Source organism: Sphingopyxis sp., assembly GCF_035686825.1.
Classification (GTDB): Bacteria; Pseudomonadota; Alphaproteobacteria; order Sphingomonadales; family Sphingomonadaceae; genus Sphingopyxis.
In genome coordinates this window covers 393908-410495 of record NZ_DASRYZ010000006.1, presented here as the reverse complement: position 1 = coordinate 410495, position 16588 = coordinate 393908, and the positions used below count along the sequence as shown (strand labels likewise).

19 protein-coding genes are annotated in these 16588 nt (G+C 65.1%); 5 read left to right on the top strand and 14 right to left on the bottom strand.

Going from position 1 to position 16588, the window contains the following annotated elements; translation table 11 throughout:
* Positions 1–2: 2 nt before the first annotated feature.
* The 5 genes from VFG17_RS15450 to VFG17_RS15430 are packed head-to-tail and all read right to left on the bottom strand — an operon-like array spanning position 3 to position 3757.
* Positions 3–671 (bottom strand): NAD(P)H-dependent oxidoreductase subunit E, encoded by a 669-nt coding sequence (locus tag VFG17_RS15450; protein WP_325030256.1) that lies wholly within the window; start codon positions 669–671, stop codon positions 3–5.
* The gene (locus tag VFG17_RS15445) at positions 671–1888 is read right to left on the bottom strand and encodes an NADH-quinone oxidoreductase subunit D (RefSeq protein ID WP_325030737.1); all 1218 of its coding nucleotides are present in this window, start codon (positions 1886–1888) and stop codon (positions 671–673) included. The genes VFG17_RS15450 and VFG17_RS15445 overlap by 1 nt, the downstream gene beginning before the upstream one ends.
* A gap of 50 nt (positions 1889–1938) precedes the next feature.
* On the bottom strand, positions 1939–2832 hold the full coding sequence (locus tag VFG17_RS15440) for an NADH-quinone oxidoreductase subunit C (RefSeq protein WP_325030255.1): 894 nt from the start codon (positions 2830–2832) through the stop codon (positions 1939–1941).
* Positions 2832–3386 carry a NuoB/complex I 20 kDa subunit family protein gene (locus VFG17_RS15435; protein WP_037553873.1) on the bottom strand — a complete coding sequence of 185 codons (555 nt, stop codon included), beginning with the start codon at positions 3384–3386 and terminating at the stop codon, positions 2832–2834. The genes VFG17_RS15440 and VFG17_RS15435 overlap by 1 nt, the downstream gene beginning before the upstream one ends.
* Entirely contained in the window at positions 3383–3757 is a 375-nt protein-coding gene (locus VFG17_RS15430) for an NADH-quinone oxidoreductase subunit A (protein WP_167921043.1), read from the bottom strand. The genes VFG17_RS15435 and VFG17_RS15430 overlap by 4 nt, the downstream gene beginning before the upstream one ends.
* Positions 3758–3990: 233 nt before the next feature.
* Between VFG17_RS15430 and VFG17_RS15425 the strand changes: the two genes are divergently transcribed.
* Both VFG17_RS15425 and VFG17_RS15420 read left to right on the top strand, forming a co-directional pair.
* A complete protein-coding gene (locus VFG17_RS15425) occupies positions 3991–4473 on the top strand; it encodes a YbjN domain-containing protein (RefSeq protein ID WP_325030254.1) in 483 nt (160 codons plus the stop codon).
* Positions 4470–4781 (top strand): hypothetical protein, encoded by a 312-nt coding sequence (locus VFG17_RS15420; RefSeq protein WP_325030253.1) that lies wholly within the window; start codon positions 4470–4472, stop codon positions 4779–4781. The genes VFG17_RS15425 and VFG17_RS15420 overlap by 4 nt, the downstream gene beginning before the upstream one ends.
* A 23-nt stretch (positions 4782–4804) precedes the next feature.
* Here the strand turns inward: VFG17_RS15420 and VFG17_RS15415 are convergent, their stop codons facing one another.
* The 4 genes from VFG17_RS15415 to thiE all read right to left on the bottom strand — a co-directional run bounded on the left by VFG17_RS15415 (position 4805) and on the right by thiE (position 9325).
* A complete protein-coding gene (locus VFG17_RS15415; RefSeq protein WP_325030252.1) occupies positions 4805–5623 on the bottom strand; it encodes an inositol monophosphatase family protein in 819 nt (272 codons plus the stop codon).
* 116 nt (positions 5624–5739) lie between these two features.
* A complete protein-coding gene (efp, locus tag VFG17_RS15410) occupies positions 5740–6303 on the bottom strand; it encodes an elongation factor P (RefSeq protein ID WP_295318780.1) in 564 nt (187 codons plus the stop codon).
* A 107-nt stretch (positions 6304–6410) separates the two neighbouring features.
* On the bottom strand, positions 6411–8366 hold the full coding sequence (locus VFG17_RS15405) for an OPT family oligopeptide transporter (protein WP_325030251.1): 1956 nt from the start codon (positions 8364–8366) through the stop codon (positions 6411–6413).
* 320 nt (positions 8367–8686) lie between these two features.
* Positions 8687–9325: a thiamine phosphate synthase gene (gene thiE / locus VFG17_RS15400; protein WP_325030250.1), complete on the bottom strand. Its 639-nt coding sequence runs from the start codon at positions 9323–9325 to the stop codon at positions 8687–8689.
* Between the two features lie 35 nt (positions 9326–9360).
* Between thiE and VFG17_RS15395 the strand changes: the two genes are divergently transcribed.
* A complete protein-coding gene (locus VFG17_RS15395) occupies positions 9361–9759 on the top strand; it encodes a hypothetical protein (protein ID WP_325030249.1) in 399 nt (132 codons plus the stop codon).
* On the opposite strand, the gene VFG17_RS15390 is transcribed toward VFG17_RS15395, so the two are convergent.
* From VFG17_RS15390 to tkt, 5 genes are all read right to left on the bottom strand, one after another.
* Positions 9756–10412 carry an O-methyltransferase gene (locus VFG17_RS15390; protein WP_325030248.1) on the bottom strand — a complete coding sequence of 219 codons (657 nt, stop codon included), beginning with the start codon at positions 10410–10412 and terminating at the stop codon, positions 9756–9758. The genes VFG17_RS15395 and VFG17_RS15390 overlap by 4 nt on opposite strands.
* Before the next feature lie 4 nt (positions 10413–10416).
* A complete protein-coding gene (locus VFG17_RS15385) occupies positions 10417–11286 on the bottom strand; it encodes a fructose bisphosphate aldolase (protein ID WP_325030736.1) in 870 nt (289 codons plus the stop codon).
* Positions 11287–11386: 100 nt separating this feature from the next.
* Entirely contained in the window at positions 11387–12583 is a 1197-nt protein-coding gene (locus tag VFG17_RS15380) for a phosphoglycerate kinase (RefSeq protein ID WP_325030247.1), read from the bottom strand.
* A gap of 135 nt (positions 12584–12718) precedes the next feature.
* Complete coding sequence (gap, locus tag VFG17_RS15375; protein ID WP_325030246.1) at positions 12719–13726, bottom strand: type I glyceraldehyde-3-phosphate dehydrogenase; 1008 nt, start codon at positions 13724–13726, stop codon at positions 12719–12721.
* A 37-nt stretch (positions 13727–13763) separates the two neighbouring features.
* Positions 13764–15731 carry a transketolase gene (gene tkt, locus VFG17_RS15370; protein ID WP_325030245.1) on the bottom strand — a complete coding sequence of 656 codons (1968 nt, stop codon included), beginning with the start codon at positions 15729–15731 and terminating at the stop codon, positions 13764–13766.
* Between the two features lie 156 nt (positions 15732–15887).
* On the opposite strand from tkt, the gene VFG17_RS15365 reads away from it, so the two are divergent.
* Together VFG17_RS15365 and VFG17_RS15360 are read left to right on the top strand one after the other, a co-directional pair.
* Positions 15888–16094, top strand: a complete 207-nt coding sequence (locus VFG17_RS15365) for a hypothetical protein (RefSeq protein WP_325030244.1) — start codon at positions 15888–15890, stop codon at positions 16092–16094.
* Positions 16087–16533, top strand: coding sequence for a cell division protein ZapA (locus tag VFG17_RS15360; RefSeq protein ID WP_325030243.1), 447 nt, complete (start codon positions 16087–16089; stop codon positions 16531–16533). The genes VFG17_RS15365 and VFG17_RS15360 overlap by 8 nt, the downstream gene beginning before the upstream one ends.
* Positions 16534–16588 lie beyond the last annotated feature (55 nt).

Genomic DNA, 16588 nt, shown 5'->3' with positions numbered 1-16588 from the left:
GCTTACCACTCCTTCCGATAGTCGTGGTTCGACGACACCATTTCCTTCAGCGTCGTCGGACCGCCCTCGGGCTCGCTCGTGTGACGCTTGGAGTTCTGCGTGCCCGCCTTGGGCGCCTTGCCCGCGGCGAGGTCGTCGAGAATGCGGACCATGCTGTCGTAATCGAGATCTTCGTAATTATCGTCGTTGATCTGGACCATCGGCGCGTTGGTGCAGGTGCCCATGCACTCGACCTCGGTCAGCGTGAACAGCCCGTCGGGCGTGGTCTTGCCCTTGGTCATCCCGCGGTTCTTGCACGCGGCCATGACATCGTCCGACCCGCGCAGCAGGCACGGCGTCGTGCCGCAGACCTGCACATGATAGCGGCCGACGGGGACGAGGTTGTACATGGTGTAGAAGGTCGCGACCTCATAGGCGCGGATGAACGGCATATCGAGCGCGGCGGCGACATATTCGATCACCGGCACGGGCAGCCAGCCCTGCGTCTGCGTCTCGGCGCCGACCTGGCGCTGCGCGAGGTCGAGCAGCGGCATCACCGCCGAGCGCTGGCGCCCCGCGGGGTAGCGCGCGATGACCTGCTTCGCCTTCTCGGCATTTTCGGCCGTCCACGCAAAGGCGCCCCAGCGCGCGCGGGTTTCGGCTTCATCTGGGATTTGGGGTGCGTCGGCCATTATCGGTCACACTCTCCGAAAACGACGTCAATGGCGCCGATAATTGCTGTGGTGTCGGCGAGCATGTGGCCCTTCGACATCATGTCCATCGCCTGCAAATGCGAAAACGCCGTCGGGCGGATCTTGCAGCGGTACGGCTTGTTGGTGCCGTCGCTGACCAGATAGACGCCGAACTCGCCCTTCGGGCTTTCGGTCGCCACATAGACTTCGCCCGCGGGGACGTGGAAGCCTTCGGTGTAGAGCTTGAAGTGATGGATCAGCGATTCCATCGACTGCTTCATCTCGCCGCGCTTCGGCGGCACGACCTTGCGGTCGAGGCTCGCGATCGGGCCCGTGGGCATCGCGTTGATGCACTGGAGGATGATGCGCGCCGACTGATAGACTTCCTGCACGCGCACCATGAAACGGTCGTAGCAGTCGCCGCGCGTGCCGACGGGAATCTCGAATTCCATCTTGGCATAGGCGTCATAGGGCTGCGACTTGCGCAAATCCCATGCGATGCCGCTGCCGCGGATCATCGGGCCCGAAAAGCCCCACGCCAGCGCGTCTTCTTTCGACACCGTCGCGATGTCGACGTTGCGCTGCTTGAAGATGCGGTTGTCGATGACGAGGCTCATCGCATCGCCGAACAGCTTCGGCAGCCGCTTTTCGCACCATTCGCCGATGTCGTAGAGCAGCTTTTCGGGCACATCCTGATGGACGCCGCCCGGACGGAAATAGGCCGAGTGCATACGCGCGCCCGACGCGCGCTCGAAGAAGTTGAGGCAATCTTCGCGCAGCTCGAACACCCAGAGGTTCGGGGTCATCGCGCCGACGTCCATGACGTGCGACCCGATGTTGAGCATGTGATTGCAGATGCGCGTCAGCTCGGCGAACAGGACGCGCAGATATTGCGCGCGGTCGGGCACTTCGAGGTCGAGCAGCTTCTCGATGGCGAGCACATAGCTGTGCTCCATCCCGAGCGGCGAGCAATAGTCGAGCCGGTCGAAATAGGGCAAAGCCTGCAGATAGGTCTTGTACTCGATCAGCTTTTCGGTGCCCCGGTGGAGCAGGCCGACGTGCGGATCGACCCGCTCGATGATCTCGCCGTCGAGTTCCATCACCATGCGCAGCACGCCGTGCGCCGCGGGGTGCTGCGGGCCGAAGTTGATCGTGTAGTTGGTGACGACCTGATCGCCCGCCGTATCGGCGGTGTCGACCGGATAGCCTTCGAACATGTCGCTGCCGTGGTGCTTGACCGTCCCGGAATAATTGGGGGTGGAGTCGGTCATGCGTCGCCACCTTTAGGCTTGCGCGGTGCGCGCGGCTTGGCCGGTGCTTTTTCGGCCTTTTCCGTCGCGGGCGTCTTGGCTTTAGAGGCGGTCGTCGCCTTGGCGCCGTCGCGGCTCGTCTTCGCGGCCTTCAAATTGGCCTTGGCCCCTGCTCCCGTCTGCGTTGTGTTTTCGGTCGTCTTCGGGGTTGGCGCCGGCGGAGCCTTGGCCTCATCGGCTTTCTTGACCTCGGCCGCGGTCATCGGCGTCGGCGCGCCCTTGCCCGGCGCTTCGCCCGTCCCGCCGGCCTTTTCGTCGCCCGGCAGCACATAATCGGCGCCTTCCCACGGAGAGAGGAAGTCGAAATTGCGGAAGTCCTGCGCCAGTCGCACGGGCTCGTAAACGACGCGCTTGTCCTCTTCGGAATAGCGCAGCTCGGTATAGCCGGTCAGCGGGAAATCCTTGCGCTGCGGATGCCCCTGAAAACCATAGTCGGTCAGGATACGGCGCAGGTCGGGGTTGCCGCTGAACAGCACGCCATACATGTCGAACACTTCGCGCTCGAGCCATCCGGCGTTCGGCCACACGGGAACGATCGTCGGCACCGGGGTCGCCTCGTCGGTCGACACGCGCACGCGCAGGCGGTGATTCTTCGTCACGCTGAGCAGGTGATAGACGACCTCGAACCGCTCGGCGCGGTCGGGATAGTCGACCCCGGCGATTTCCATCAGCTGCTGATATTCGAGATTGTCGCGCAGCGCGACCATCACCCCGGCGACGGCTTCGCGCGTCACGGTGATGCTGTCTTCGTCGACGGTGAATATATGCGCGACGAGGTCGGCACCGAGGAGCGTCTTCAGCGAAGCCGCGAGCGAAGGCTGCGGCGCGACGAGGGGAGCGGGATGGGCCATCAGCGTTCGATCGTTCCGACGCGGCGGATCTTCCGCTGCAACTGCATCACGCCATAGAGCAAGGCTTCGGCGGTCGGCGGGCAGCCGGGGACGTAAATGTCCACCGGCACGATCCGGTCGCAACCGCGCACCACAGAATAGCTATAGTGATAATAGCCGCCGCCATTGGCGCAGCTGCCCATCGAGATGACATATTTGGGGTTCGACATCTGGTCGTACACGCGGCGCAGCGCGGGCGCCATCTTGTTGCACAGCGTTCCCGCGACGATCATCACGTCCGACTGGCGCGGTGATGCGCGCGGCGCGGCGCCGAAGCGCTCCATGTCGTAACGCGGCATGTTGACGTGGATCATCTCGACCGCACAGCATGCGAGGCCGAAGGTCATCCACCACAGCGAACCGGTACGCGCCCAGTTGAACAGATCCTCGGTCGAGGTGACGAGAAAGCCCTTGTCGCCGACTTCGCTGTTGAGGTCGTCGAAGAAACCCTGATCGGGGTTCGTACCCGGGGCGACCGGCATCTGGCCGGGCATGATAATGCTGGAAGTGCTCATTCCCAATCCAACGCGCCTTTTTTCCACGCGTACACAAGGCCGAGCGTGAGCTCGGCGAGGAAAACCATCATCGTCGCCCAGCCGGCCCAACCGATTTCCTCGAGGCTCACCGCCCAGGGAAAGAGGAAGGCCGCTTCGAGGTCGAAGATGATGAAAAGGATGGCGACGAGGTAGAAACGCACGTCGAACTGGCTGCGCGCATCTTCAAAAGCGGGAAAACCGCATTCATATTCGGTCAGCTTCGCCGGATCGGGCTTGTGCGCCCCGGTCAGCCGCGCGACGCCCATGGGGAGGAACACGAAGGCGGAGGACAGGCCGACGGCGATGACCAGAAAGATCAGAATCGGCAAATATTGCGTCAGATCGACCATGGGAGCTCGCAGTTCTGTTGTTTTGGGGTGTCGCGCACCCGTTTATGGGGGGCGCTTTAGGCCACGAAGCCGCGTGTCGCAAGCACCGCGGGCAGGATTTTCGTTCCTTGCGTAACCAAAAACATATTGCGCGCTGGCGAGCGGGCCTATCGCTGTGATACGCCATCGAAAAAGGGCCGCTGCACCGCACTTTTCGGGGCGGTACGGACGCTAAATCGATAAAGGGAGCTTTCATGGGACCAATCACCGCTCGCGCCGCCCTCGCCTTCGCCCCGCTGGCGCTTTTCCCGGCGACTCCGGCGCATGCCGAGCTGGTCAACGCGGCGAATCCGGAAACGATCAAGGCGATCGTCGAGTCGCAGGGCTGGCCCGCGACGATCGTCGCCAAGGATGGCGACGACCCCTATATCGAGAGCAACCGGAACGGCCTCAAATTCCTCGTGCTCTTTATGAACTGCGACGCGGGCGAGCGGTGCAAGACGCTGCAATATTATATGGGCTTCAGCGACGCGAAGGACGTCACGCTCGACCGGCTCAACCAGTGGAACAAGGAAAAGCGCTTCGCCCGCGCCTATAAGGACGATGCCGGCGACCCGGTGCTCGAAATGGACGTCGACCTCGACTTCCAGGGCATCCCGCGCGAGAATGTCGGTGAAACCTTCAACACCTGGGCGTCGCTGATGGACAGCTTTCGGGCCTATGTTTTCGAGAAGTGAGCGAACCCTTTAATCGGGATGCGGGATATGACCTGATCGCGCTTGTCACATTCGACGTCGACCCGGGCGTTGAAAGGCGCGACAAACCAATCACCGCCGATTGGGGACCCAGCATATTGGTGGATAAAGTTTTCTATCCCGGACGCGTCAAAGCCTGTGATGAGCCGATATTCTTTGGAGAATCGGGAAAAATAACGCTTTCGGTTATGACCTTTACCGGAAACCTCTTTCTCGCGGTCGGCCAGCAATTTCGGTTATATGCGGGATCGAGGCGGATCGCATCCGGGCGCGTTCTCGAAATCCTGTAACGCGGCCCCGGGGCGACCCTCGATCACGCGTTGCGCAGCGCGCCCGCGACCAGCTTCTGAAGCTTTGAATGCACCGCGGCGCTGCCGGCGATGAACTCGCTGCGGTCGACCGCGCGGTCGCCGCCGCGGAAATCGCTGACGAAGCCGCCGGCTTCGCGCACGAGCAACATGCCCGCCGCGACGTCCCAGACCTGCAGGTCGCTTTCCCAGAAACCGTCGTAACGGCCCGCCGCGACCCATGCGAGGTCGAGGCTCGCGGCGCCGAAGCGGCGGATGCCGGCGACTTCGGGCGCGACCGCGCCGAAAATGCGGCTCCACTGCGCCATATTGCCATGGCCCATGTAAGGGATACCCGTCGCGATCAGGCATTCGTTGAGGTGGCGGCGCGACGCGACGCGAAGGCGCCGGTCATGCAGCCACGCACCGCGACCGCGCTCGGCCCAATAGCTTTCGTCGGTGACGGGCTGATACACCAGCGCCGCCGTCACCTCGCCCCAGCCGCCGCCGGGCTTGGGTTCCTGCACCGCGATCGAGATCGCGAAATGCGGGATCGCGTGGAGAAAGTTCGAGGTTCCGTCGAGCGGGTCGATGATGAAGCGCGGCTTGCCGGGATCGCCCTCGATCTCGCCCGCCTCTTCCATCTTGAAGCCCCAGCCCGGACGCGCATGGGTCAGCTCGTCATAGAGGGTGCGCTCGGCGGCCTGGTCGGCCTTCGACACGAAATCGGCGGGTCCCTTTTGCGAGACCTGCAGATGCTCGATCTCGCCGAAGTCGCGGCGCAGCTTCGTGCCCGCCTTGCGCGCCGCGCGTTCCATGACGGTGATGATGCCGGATACGGCCATTGTTCTTCCTTCCAACGCGTCACTTTCACCGACACGTCGCCCCCGCGAAGGCGGGGGCCGCTATCGGCGTAGCGCAAGGTTGACAGCGGCCCCCGCCTTCGCGGGGGCAACGTTATTTAGTCCGCACGCCGCACATATTCGCGGTCGTACACATGCACGACGATCTTCGTGCCGCTGGTGATGTGCGGCGGCACCATCACGCGCACGCCATTGTCGAGGATCGCGGGCTTGTACGACGACGACGCCGTCTGGCCCTTCACCACCGCGTCGGCCTCGACGATCGTCGCTTCGATCGTTTCAGGGAGTTCGACCGAGATCGGGCGCTCTTCCCAAAGCTCGAGCACGACGTCCATGCCGTCCTGCAGGAATTCATGCGCTTCGCCGACGACTTCTTTCGAGATGTTGATCTGTTCGAAGCTGTCCTTGTCCATGAACACCAGGTCGTCGCCCTCGGCATAGAGGAACTGGAAATCCTTGGTGTCGAGGCGCACCTTTTCGACCGTGTCGGCGCTGCGGAAACGGTTGTTGAGCTTGCGTCCGTCGATCAGGTTCTTGGCTTCGACCTGCATATAGGCGCCGCCCTTGCCCGGCTGGGTGTGCTGGATCTTGGTGACCTTCCAGATGCCGCCTTCATATTCGATAATATTGCCGGGACGGATTTCAACGCCGGTGATCTTCATCGCGCACACTCACTAGACAAGAATGGAAAGAGCAAAGCCGCGCCCGCCGGGCACCGCTATCAGGTGCGCGCCTTTAGCCGCGCGCGCGCCGAAGGGCAAGCCGCGTGTCAGGGTGTCGCCACGACCATCGCGCGCGTGCGCTTGTAGCTCAGCCACACCAGCCCGACGAAGAGCAGCAGGCCGACCCACGGCGCATAGGGCGCATAACCGTCGCCCACCACCGCCAGCGGCGCATCGCTGCCGCTTCCCGCGACAATGCCCGCGTAGAGCACGCCGAACAGGCTTTCGCCGACGATCATCCCCGTCGCGGTGAGCACGCCCATACGGTGCGCGAAGCTGGCGTTCGGGCGCTTCGCCGCCCAGCGGTCATAGAACCAGCCGCCGACCGCGCCGATCACCACCGGCAGGATCACCGCCATCGGCAGATAGATGCCGATGCCGATCGCCAGCGGCGGCAACCGCAGCTTGCCCGCGCGCCCGAGCAGCGCATCGACGATGATGAAGCCGACGCCCGCGATCGCGCCATAAGTCAGCATCGTCCAGTTGAGGTCGCCGCCGAGCACACCCTGCGCGAGCGACGAGATCAGCCCCGCCTGCGGCGCCGCGAGCGCGTTCGGTCCCGCGCCCGGCGCGCCGACGAAACCCAGCGTCTCGTTGAGCACGTTGAGCACCGGCGGCACGACGAGCGAACCGAAGATCACGCCGATGATCAGCGCGACCTGCTGTTTCCACGGCGTCGCGCCGACGAGCTGGCCGGTCTTCAAATCCTGGAGATTGTCGTTCGAGATCGTCGCGATGCCGAAGACCAGCCCGGTGACGATCAGCGCATAGGCGACCATCGCGCTGACCTCCGCCTCCCCCCCGCCGCGCCCGAGCAGGCCGAGGAGGAGCAGCGACGACGCGATGATCGCGAGGATGCCGATCCCCGACACCGGCGAGTTCGACGCGCCGATGAGGCCCGCCATATAGCCGGTGACCGACGCGATCATCAGCCCGACGATGATGATGAACAGGATCGCGCCCGCGATCAGCGCGAACGACGCGCCCGCGAGCGGCCCGCCCGAAAGCTCGAACCAGAGCAGCGCCCCGATCGGCAGCATCAGGAACAGCGACCCGCCGAACACCCAGCCGATCGACATATCCTGTTCCTCGATCGCCAGCGCCTGTCCGCCCTGTCGCGCACGGCTCGCCGCCATCGCCGAGCGGATGCCGCCGAGCACCGGCCCCGCGATCTTGATCAGCGTCCAGATCGCCGCGACCGCAATCACCCCCGCGCCGAAAAAGCGCACATCGGCGCGAAACACGGTGTTCGCCAGCGTCTCGGGGTCGCCCGCTCCGCCTTGCGTCAGGATCGGCAGCAGCACCCACCAGCCGGTGATCAGCCCGACGAGCTGCGCCATGCCGACCGACAGGCCTACAAGATGCCCGACGCCGAACAGCGCGAAGGCGAGCCCACCCGCGACGCCGGTCGCGCCGCTGCCGACCGCGAACCAGCGCGCGACCTCGGCGCCCGCGAGCTTCATCTGGGTGAGCAGGGTAAAGCCCGCCGCCACGAGCGCGTTCCACATCAGCGCGGACAGGCCCGCGCGATTCTCCTCGGCGCCCTCGGCGCTGGCCACGCCGACCTTCAGCACTTCGGCGGCGGCGCGGCCTTCGGGATAGGGCAAGTCCGAATCGACGACGAGCGCGCGGCGCAGCGGCACCGAGAACAGCACCCCCAAAATCCCGCCGAGCATCGTGATCGCGGTCGTTTCGAGCAGCGGAAAGCCCTGCCAATACCCGACCATCACCAGCCCCGGCAGCACGAAGATGATCGCCGCCAGCGTGCCCGCGGCGCTCGCGATCGTCTGGACGATATTATTCTCGAGGATGGTCGAACCCGCCATATAGCGCAGCAGCGCCATCGAGATCACCGCTGCGGGGATCGAGGTCGCAAAGGTCAGCCCGACCTTCAGCCCCAGATAGACGTTCGCCGCGGTGAACGCCAAAGTCAGCAGCCCGCCGAGCAGGATCGCGCGGATCGTGAGTTCGCGGCCGCGCGAGGTCGTGGTGGTTTCGCTCATCAAGAATCTCCCCGTCCGCTGTCTTGCGGGGCGCCGGGCCCAGCGCAAGCAAAAAGCCACGAACCGCAGTCCATTGGATCGAAACGCCAAAAGCGACGGGCCGATACCCTTTTGACGCATCGATCCAATATGCCGCCCGGCGACGCTGCCATATCCCCGCCCATGATGAATATCGATCGTTCGAAGCTTACCCCGCCGTTCCCTCGCGGCAACGCAGCAACTTCGTCGCGCGGGGCGCCTTGCGCCGGCCTCTTTGGCTGGCGCAAGGATGCGGCGACGTCGCCTGCGCCCAAAAAGGCGCCGAAAACGCCGGGGCGCGACTATCCCGCCGGCTGATTTTCGAGAATATCGGCAAAGGCGCGCACCGCCGCGCCGGGACCTTCGGGATGCGCCCACACGCCGCCGGACACCGCAAGAAAATCGGCCCCGGCGTCGACGAGAATCTGCGCATTATCGACCGTGATCCCGCCGATCGCGACGCACGGCAGTTCGAACAGCCCCTGCCACCAGGTCAATATTTCGGGTTCGGGATGATGCTCGACGGCCTTGGTGGTCGTCGGGAAGAAGGCGCCGAACGCAACATAATCGGCGCCCGCCTCACCCGCTTCCATCGCGAGGTGGCGGCTGTCGTGGCACGTCACGCCGATCTGCGTGTCGGGCCCGAGCAGGCGGCGCGCTTCCCTGGGATCGCCGTCGCCCTGCCCCAGGTGGACGCCGTCGGCTTTGAGCCGCTTCGCGAGCGCGACATCGTCGTTGACGATGAAGGCGACCTCGTGCGCGGCGCAGATCGCCTGCAACGGTTCGGCGAGCCGCGCCGCTTCATGCTGGTCGATATCCTTGACGCGAAACTGGAAGGCGGCAACGGGGCCGGCGGACAGCGCTTCCTCCAGCTGCGCCGGAAAATCGCCCCCGACATCGAGCGGGGAAATGAGGTAAAGCTGGCAATGGGTCGTGGTCATGGCGCGTTCATAGCGACGCCGCCAGAGACGGGCAAATGCAGAACATCGTTCGCCTTGCCGCCATCGCCCTCCCCGCCGCCTTCGCCCTTTCGGCCTGCGCGACGACGGCCGGCGCACCGCTCGCCGACGGCAGCGACGTCGCGCTTGGCCAACGCGCCTATGTCGATGGCCCGATCGTCCAACCGGTCGAGGTGGTCGAGGACAGCCGCTGCCCGATGAACGCGCGATGCGTCTGGGCCGGGCGCGTGCGGGTGAAGATGGTCTGGATCCGCGGCAATGGCGAAAAACAGCCGTTCGAGGTCACGCTCGGTGAGCCCACCCAGCTTGCCGACGGCCAGTTCACGCTCGAATCGGTGCGGCCGGAGAAGCGCACCGATATCGAGATCAAGCCGAGCGACTATCGCTTCTCGTTCCGCTTCGCGGGCGGGCTTTAACGCACCCGCGCCAGCACGAAACCGTCCCATTTCTTCGCGCCGACGGTCTGCACCGCGGTCGCGTCGAGGCGCGGATTGGTGGCAAGCATGTCGAACAATGCGCGCGTGCCGATGATGCGTTCGTCATCGCTGTCCGCATCGAGCACACCGCCCTCGCGCACGACATTGTCGATGATGATCGTCGTACCGGAGCGGCCGAGCCGGATCGCCTCCTCGACATAATGCGCATTATTCTGCTTGTCGGCGTCGACGAAGACGAAATCGAAGGGCGCTTCGTCCGTCATCGCGGCAAGGCTGTCGGCGGCGGGGCCGACGCGGATATCGACCTTGCCCGCCTGTCCGGCCCGCTCCAGATTCTCGCGCGCCACGCGGGCGTGATGCGCCTCCAACTCGAGCGTCACCAATTCGCCGTCATCGGGCAGCGCCCGCGCCAGCCAGATCGTCGAATAACCGCCGAGCGTTCCGATTTCGAGGATGCGCTTCGCCCCGGCGACCTGCGCGAGCAGGAACAGCATCTTGCCTTGCGCCGGCGACACGTCGATCGGCGGCAGGCTTTGCTTGGCATTATTCGCGAGAGCGGCGGCAAGCGCGTCATCCGCGCCCAGCAATTTACCGGCGATATAATCGTCGACGGCTTGCCACCTCTCTCCCATCACATCAGGCTATAGAAGCCGCGTGAATTTCGTTGATCGCGCCGCCAAGCGAATTGTTGAACTCGTCGTCATTCATCTGGTGGCGCAGGTCCTCCAGAAGCGCGCGGCTGAAGCTCGCGATGATGCCCGGGTTCTTCGCCAGTTCGACGCAGGCTTCGGGGCGCGCGAAACCGCCCGACAGCGCGACGACGCGCAGCACCTTCGGATGATCGACGAGCGGCTGGAACAGGCCCGCTTCGGTCGGCAGCGACAGCTTCAGCATCACCGGCGCGCCGGTCCAGGCGTCGAGCGCCGCGATCAGCTCCTTGAGCAGCAGGCGATCCGCCGCGTCACGCTCGGCGCTCTTGATATTCACCTCGGGCTCGATGATCGGGACGAGGCCATGCGCGGCGATGCGCTTCGCTTCGGCGAACTGCTGATCGACGATCGCCTTGATCCCCGCCGGATTGGCGAGGTTGACGACGCTGCGCATCTTGGTGCCGAACGCGCCCTTCGCGACCGCGCGTTCGCACAGATCGTCGAGGCCCGGGTTCGCCTTCATCAGCTGGACGCCATCGGCTTCGTCCTCGAGGCCTTTGTCGACTTTCAGGAACGGCACCACGCCGCGTTCCCAGAGGAGCGCGGGCACAGGCTTGCCGCCCGCCTCGCCGTCCATCGTGCGTTCGAACAGGATCGCGCCGATCACTTTCTCGCCGTTGAAGCAGGGCGCGGTGACGATGCGACTGCGCATGTCGTGGATCAGGCCGAACATCTCCTCGTCGTTCGAGAAAGCGTCCGCCTCGATGCCATAACCCTTCAATGCCTTGGGCGTCGAACCGCCGCTCTGGTCGAGCGCGGCGATAAAGCCCTGCCCCGATTTGATCTGGTCGAGCATTTCGGCATTGGCGGTGGTCATAGGATCTCCGGTTGTTTGCATACGTATGTGGCGGTGCCAATAGCGACCCCTGTGGTCGGATGCAACGCGGGCGGAAGTTCTACGCCTTCAGCGCGTCGACGCCCGGCAACGGCTTGCCTTCCATCCATTCGAGGAAGGCGCCGCCGGCGGTCGAAACGAAGCTGAAGTCGTCGGCGACGCCGGCATGGTTGAGCGCCGCGACGGTATCGCCGCCGCCCGCGACCGAGGTCAGCGAGCCTTCGCGCGTCAGCGCGGCGGCGGTCTTCGCCAGCGCGACGGTCGCGGTGTCGAACGGCGGCGTCTCGAACGCGCCGAGCGGGCCGTTCCATACCAGCGTGCGGCAATTCTTGAGCACGTCGGCCAAGGCTTCGACTGCGGCCGGACCAACGTCGAGGATCATTTCGTCGGCGGCGACCTCGTGGACGTTGACCGTGCGCGTCGGCGGGTTGGGGGCGAACTGCTTTGCCACCACGACGTCATAGGGCAGATGGATCGTGCAGCCTGCGGCATCGGCGGCGTCGAAGATCGCGTTCGCGGTGTCGACCAGGTCATGCTCGCACAGCGACTTGCCGACATCGACCCCGCGCGCGGCGAGGAAGGTGTTCGCCATGCCGCCGCCGATGATCAGATGATCGACCTGCGCGACGAGGTTCCTGAGCACGTCGATCTTGCTCGACACTTTGGCGCCGCCGACCACCGCCGCGACGGGATGCACAGGGCTGCCGAGCGCGGCGTCGAGCGCCTTGAGTTCGGCCTCCATTGCGCGGCCCGCATAGGCGGGAAGGCGGTGGGCGATACCCTCGGTCGAGCCATGCGCGCGGTGCGCCGCCGAAAAGGCGTCGTTGACGTAAAGGTCGCCGATCTCGGCGAGCGCATCGGCAAAGGCGGGGTCGTTCTTTTCTTCGCCCGGATAGAAGCGCGTGTTTTCGAGCACCGCGACGTCGCCGGGCGCAAGCACCGCGATCCCCGCCTTCGCGCCATCGCCCACGGCCTCGGGGATGAACATGACCGAATGGCCGAGCACATCCTCGACCCCGCCCATGACGAGGCTCAGCGACTGGGTCGGGTTCTTCGCGCCCTTCGGCCGCCCGAAATGAGCGAGCAGCAGGACGATCGCGCCCTTGTCCGACAGTTCGCGGATCGTCGGCATCGCCGCCTGGATGCGGGTCGCGTCGCTGACCGCCCCCTCGAACAACGGGACGTTGAGGTCGACGCGCACGAGCACGCGCTTGCCGGTGACGTCACCGATATCGTCCAAGGTCTTGAAGGCGGTCATTTCTCTCACTCCGTTCCCGGAGTGTGCCCCTGCGAAGGCAGGGGCCCATCTCCTACGCTGTCCTTCTCCGCTGCCGTTCGTTCGATACCGATACGGCTGGAGATAGGCCCCTGCCTTCGCAGGGGCGCAAGCCGATTAAAGCAGCTTGGCGATCACGCCCGCGGTGTCGACCATGCGGTTCGAGAAGCCCCATTCATTGTCGTACCAGCTGACGACGCGAACCAGCTTGCCTTCGAGCACCGAGGTTTCGAGGCTGTCGATCGTCGAGCTCGCCGGGCAGTGGTTGTAATCGATCGAGACCAGCGGCTCGTCCGAAAAGGCGAGAACGCCCTTCAGCGCGCCTTCCGAGGCGTCCTTCAGGATCTTGTTCACTTCCTCGACGCTCGTGTCGCGCTTCGGGGTGAAGGTCAGGTCGACCAGGCTGACGTTCGGGGTCGGCACGCGGATCGCCGAACCGTCGAGTTTGCCCTTGAGCTCGGGCAGCACTTCGCCGACCGCGCGCGCGGCGCCCGTCGTCGTGGGGATGATCGACATGCCCGCGGCACGCGCGCGGCGCATGTCGCTGTGGATCTGGTCGAGGATCTTCTGGTCGTTGGTATAGGCGTGGACCGTGGTCATCAGGCCGCGCTCGATGCCGAGCGTGTCGTTCAGCACCTTGGCGACCGGCGCGAGGCAGTTAGTCGTGCAGCTCGCGTTCGACACGATCTTGTGCTCGCCGGTCAGCTTGTCGTGGTTGACGCCATAAACGACGGTCAGGTCGACACCCTTGGCGGGGGCCGAGATCAGCACGCGCTTCGCGCCGGCGGCGAGGTGCTTGCCCGCGCTTTCGGCGTCGGTGAAGAAGCCCGTGCATTCGAGCGCGATGTCGACGCCGAGCTCGCCGTGCGGCAGGTTGGCGGGGTCGCGTTCCTTGGTGACGCGGATCGACTTGCCGTTGACGACCATCGTGTCGCCCTCGGCCGACACCTCACCCGGGAAAGGACCGTGGACGCTGTCGCGCTTGAACAGCAGCGCGTTCGCCTTGGCGTCGGCGAGGTCGTTGATCGCGACGAGCTCGAGCCCGCAGTCGGGGCGTTCGAGGATCGCGCGCGCCACGAGACGGCCGATGCGTCCGAAACCGTTGATTGCGACTTTCACTGCCATGTTCGGGGAGTCCTTTCTGCGAATGGGCGGCCGGTCCTTAAGCGTTCAGCCGTGCCAGGATCTGGGGTGCGATAGCATCGGCGGTCAGGCCGAAATGCTTGAATAGGTCTTCAATCGGTGCCGAAGCGCCGAAGCTGTCGATGCCGAAGCGCAGGCCGTGGCGGCCGGTGTAGCGTTCCCAGCCAAAGGTCGTGCCCGCCTCGATCGAGACGATCAACGCGTCTTCGGGCAGGATATCGGCCTGATAGGCCGCCGTCTGCTCGTCGAACAATTCGGTCGAGACCATCGAGATAACGTCGGCGCCATGGCCGGCGGCTTCGAGCTTCTCGGCGACTTCGACCGCGAGCGCGACTTCGGAACCGGTGGCGACGAGCACGACTTTGCGTGCCGCCGAGGCGCCGCGCAGGCGGTAACCGCCCTTGGCGCAAAGATTTTCGGTGACGTCATGACGCAGCGGCGGAAGATTCTGGCGGGTCAGCGCGAGCAGCGACGGCCTATCCTCCTGCGCGAGCGCGAGCGCCCAACATTCGGCGGTCTCGACCGCGTCGGCGGGGCGCATCACAAGCAGGTTCGGCATCGCGCGCAGCGACTGGAGATGCTCGATCGGCTGGTGCGTCGGGCCGTCTTCGCCGAGCCCGATGCTGTCGTGCGTCATCACATAAACGACGCGTTGCTGCTGGAGCGCCGACAGGCGAATCGCGGCGCGGCAATAGTCGGCAAAGACGAGGAAGGTGCCGCCATAGGGCACGACGCCGCCATGCAGCGCCATGCCGTTCATCGCCGCGGCCATGCCGAACTCACGGATGCCATAATAGATATAGCGGCCCGAATAATCATTCTTCGTCAGCGGCTTGGTCGACGAGGTTTTGGTATTGTTCGAACCGGTCAGGTCGGCGCTGCCGCCGACCAGCGACGCGATGTCGGCGGTGAGCGCGGTCAGCGTGTTCTCCGACGCCTTGCGCGTCGCGACCTTCGGCGGCTCGGCGACGAGGCCGTCGAGATAGGCCTTGAACGCGTCGCCCGGAACGATCTTGCCGCTCAGCCGCGCTTCGAAATCGCTTTTCTTGTCGCTGGTTGCGAGGCGATCATTCCAATCGGCATGAAGTTTCTTGCCCTTCTCGCCAAAGGCGGCCCAGGCCGACGCGACATCGCCGGGAATGACGAAGGGCTCGGCGCTCCAGCCAAGTTCCTTGCGCGCGGCCGCGATCTCGTCGGCGCCGAGCGGGGCACCGTGGGTCGCCGACGTCCCCTGCTTGTTCGGGGCGCCGAAACCGATGATCGTACGGCAAGCGATCAGCGACGGGCGCGGATCGGCCAGCGCGGCGTCGATCGCGCGGCGAATGTCGGCGGGATCATGACCGTCGCAGCTTTCGACATGCCAGCCGGTCGCGGCATAGCGCGCCCGAATATCCTCGCTGGTCGACAGGTCGGTCGACCCATCGATCGTGATCTTGTTGTCGTCCCACAGCACCGTCAGGCGCCCGAGCTGCAAATGCCCAGCCAAACCAATGGCTTCGTGGTTGATGCCTTCCATCAGGCACCCGTCGCCCGCGATCACATATGTGCGATGATCGACCAGATCGTCGCCATAGATCGCGTTCAGATGCCGCTCGGCGATCGCCATGCCAACCGCGGTCGCAAGCCCCTGCCCCAGCGGCCCGGTCGTCGTCTCGACGCCTTCTAGCTCGAAATTCTCGGGATGCCCCGCGCAAGGGCTGTTGAGCTGGCGGAAATTGCGGATGTCGTCGATCGTCGGCCGCGCATAGCCCGCGAGGTTGAGCGTCGCGTAAGCGAGCATCGAGCCGTGACCCGCCGAGAGGACGAATCGGTCGCGGTCGGCCCATTTCGGATCGCTCGGGTCGAACTTCAGATAGTCCGAATAAAGCACGGTGGCGACGTCGGCCATGCCCATCGGCATCCCGGGATGGCCGCTGTTTGCGGCCTGTACGGCGTCCATCGCAAGCGCGCGGATCGCGTTGGCGAGCTGACGTTCGGGCAGTGTCATGAGTCCCCCGGGAAAGGATGTGAAGGTGACCGGATTCGGTGGGGACAGCCCTTTGCGGGGGCGGGGTCAGGAGTCAACCGCCTGTGGACAAATTGTGGCGCATTTCGGCGCGGAGAGGCGATTGCGCCCCTCCCCCCGCGCTGCTAACCCTTGGTCATGGAACTCGATCTCGACGAATCCAGCCTGGCCATCGGCCGCATCGAACGCGCACTGAGCCGCATCGAAAAGGCCTTGGCCGACCGGGCGAACCGCCCCGCGCCCGTCATTGCAGCCCCCGCCGCCGATCAATCGGCACTAAAGGCCGAGGTTGCCGCCGTCATCGGCGAACTCGACCGGCTGATCGCGGAGGCGGATCGTGGCTGACGTCAAACTGACCATCGGGGGCCGTCCCTACGACGTCCACTGCGCCGACGGACAGGAAGCGCAGTTGGCCCAACTGGCATCGGTCATCGATGAAAAGGTCCGGACGATGCCGGGCGGAACCGAGGTGCGGCAATTGCTGTTCGCGGCGCTCATGCTCGCCGACGAGATGCAGGAAGCCCGCGGCAAGGTTGAAAAGACCGAACCGCAGTCCGATTCGCTGCGCGCGGCGGTCGCGCTCGCCGAGAGCCGCGAGGCGCAGACGCGCGACGAATTGAAGGCGGCCATCGCGCGCGAACAAGACGCGATCAAGGCGCTGGAGACTGCGCGGCAAAATTCGGCGACCACGGCGCCTTCCACCAATCCGTCAAACGACCGCGCGCTGCTGCAGATCGCCGACCGGATCGAAGCCCTCGCGGGAAAAGTCGAGCAACTCCCTTGAGCACGCGCGTCCGCGCCCTTACATAGGGGGCGGCGGGTACTGCCCGGCACGAGCT

Coding starts and splice junctions, on each gene's coding strand:
- VFG17_RS15450 (WP_325030256.1), bottom strand. CDS start 671: ATGGCCGACGCACCCCAAATCCCAGATGAAGCCGAAACCCGCGCGCGC.
- VFG17_RS15445 (WP_325030737.1), bottom strand. CDS start 1,888: ATGTTCGAAGGCTATCCGGTCGACACCGCCGATACGGCGGGCGATCAG.
- VFG17_RS15440 (WP_325030255.1), bottom strand. CDS start 2,832: ATGGCCCATCCCGCTCCCCTCGTCGCGCCGCAGCCTTCGCTCGCGGCT.
- VFG17_RS15435 (WP_037553873.1), bottom strand. CDS start 3,386: ATGAGCACTTCCAGCATTATCATGCCCGGCCAGATGCCGGTCGCCCCG.
- VFG17_RS15430 (WP_167921043.1), bottom strand. CDS start 3,757: ATGGTCGATCTGACGCAATATTTGCCGATTCTGATCTTTCTGGTCATC.
- VFG17_RS15425 (WP_325030254.1), top strand. CDS start 3,991: ATGGGACCAATCACCGCTCGCGCCGCCCTCGCCTTCGCCCCGCTGGCG.
- VFG17_RS15415 (WP_325030252.1), bottom strand. CDS start 5,623: ATGGCCGTATCCGGCATCATCACCGTCATGGAACGCGCGGCGCGCAAG.
- efp (WP_295318780.1), bottom strand. CDS start 6,303: ATGAAGATCACCGGCGTTGAAATCCGTCCCGGCAATATTATCGAATAT.
- VFG17_RS15405 (WP_325030251.1), bottom strand. CDS start 8,366: ATGAGCGAAACCACCACGACCTCGCGCGGCCGCGAACTCACGATCCGC.
- thiE (WP_325030250.1), bottom strand. CDS start 9,325: ATGACCACGACCCATTGCCAGCTTTACCTCATTTCCCCGCTCGATGTC.
- VFG17_RS15395 (WP_325030249.1), top strand. CDS start 9,361: ATGCAGAACATCGTTCGCCTTGCCGCCATCGCCCTCCCCGCCGCCTTC.
- VFG17_RS15390 (WP_325030248.1), bottom strand. CDS start 10,412: ATGGGAGAGAGGTGGCAAGCCGTCGACGATTATATCGCCGGTAAATTG.
- VFG17_RS15385 (WP_325030736.1), bottom strand. CDS start 11,286: ATGCTCGACCAGATCAAATCGGGGCAGGGCTTTATCGCCGCGCTCGAC.
- VFG17_RS15380 (WP_325030247.1), bottom strand. CDS start 12,583: ATGACCGCCTTCAAGACCTTGGACGATATCGGTGACGTCACCGGCAAG.
- gap (WP_325030246.1), bottom strand. CDS start 13,726: ATGGCAGTGAAAGTCGCAATCAACGGTTTCGGACGCATCGGCCGTCTC.
- tkt (WP_325030245.1), bottom strand. CDS start 15,731: ATGACACTGCCCGAACGTCAGCTCGCCAACGCGATCCGCGCGCTTGCG.
- VFG17_RS15365 (WP_325030244.1), top strand. CDS start 15,888: ATGGAACTCGATCTCGACGAATCCAGCCTGGCCATCGGCCGCATCGAA.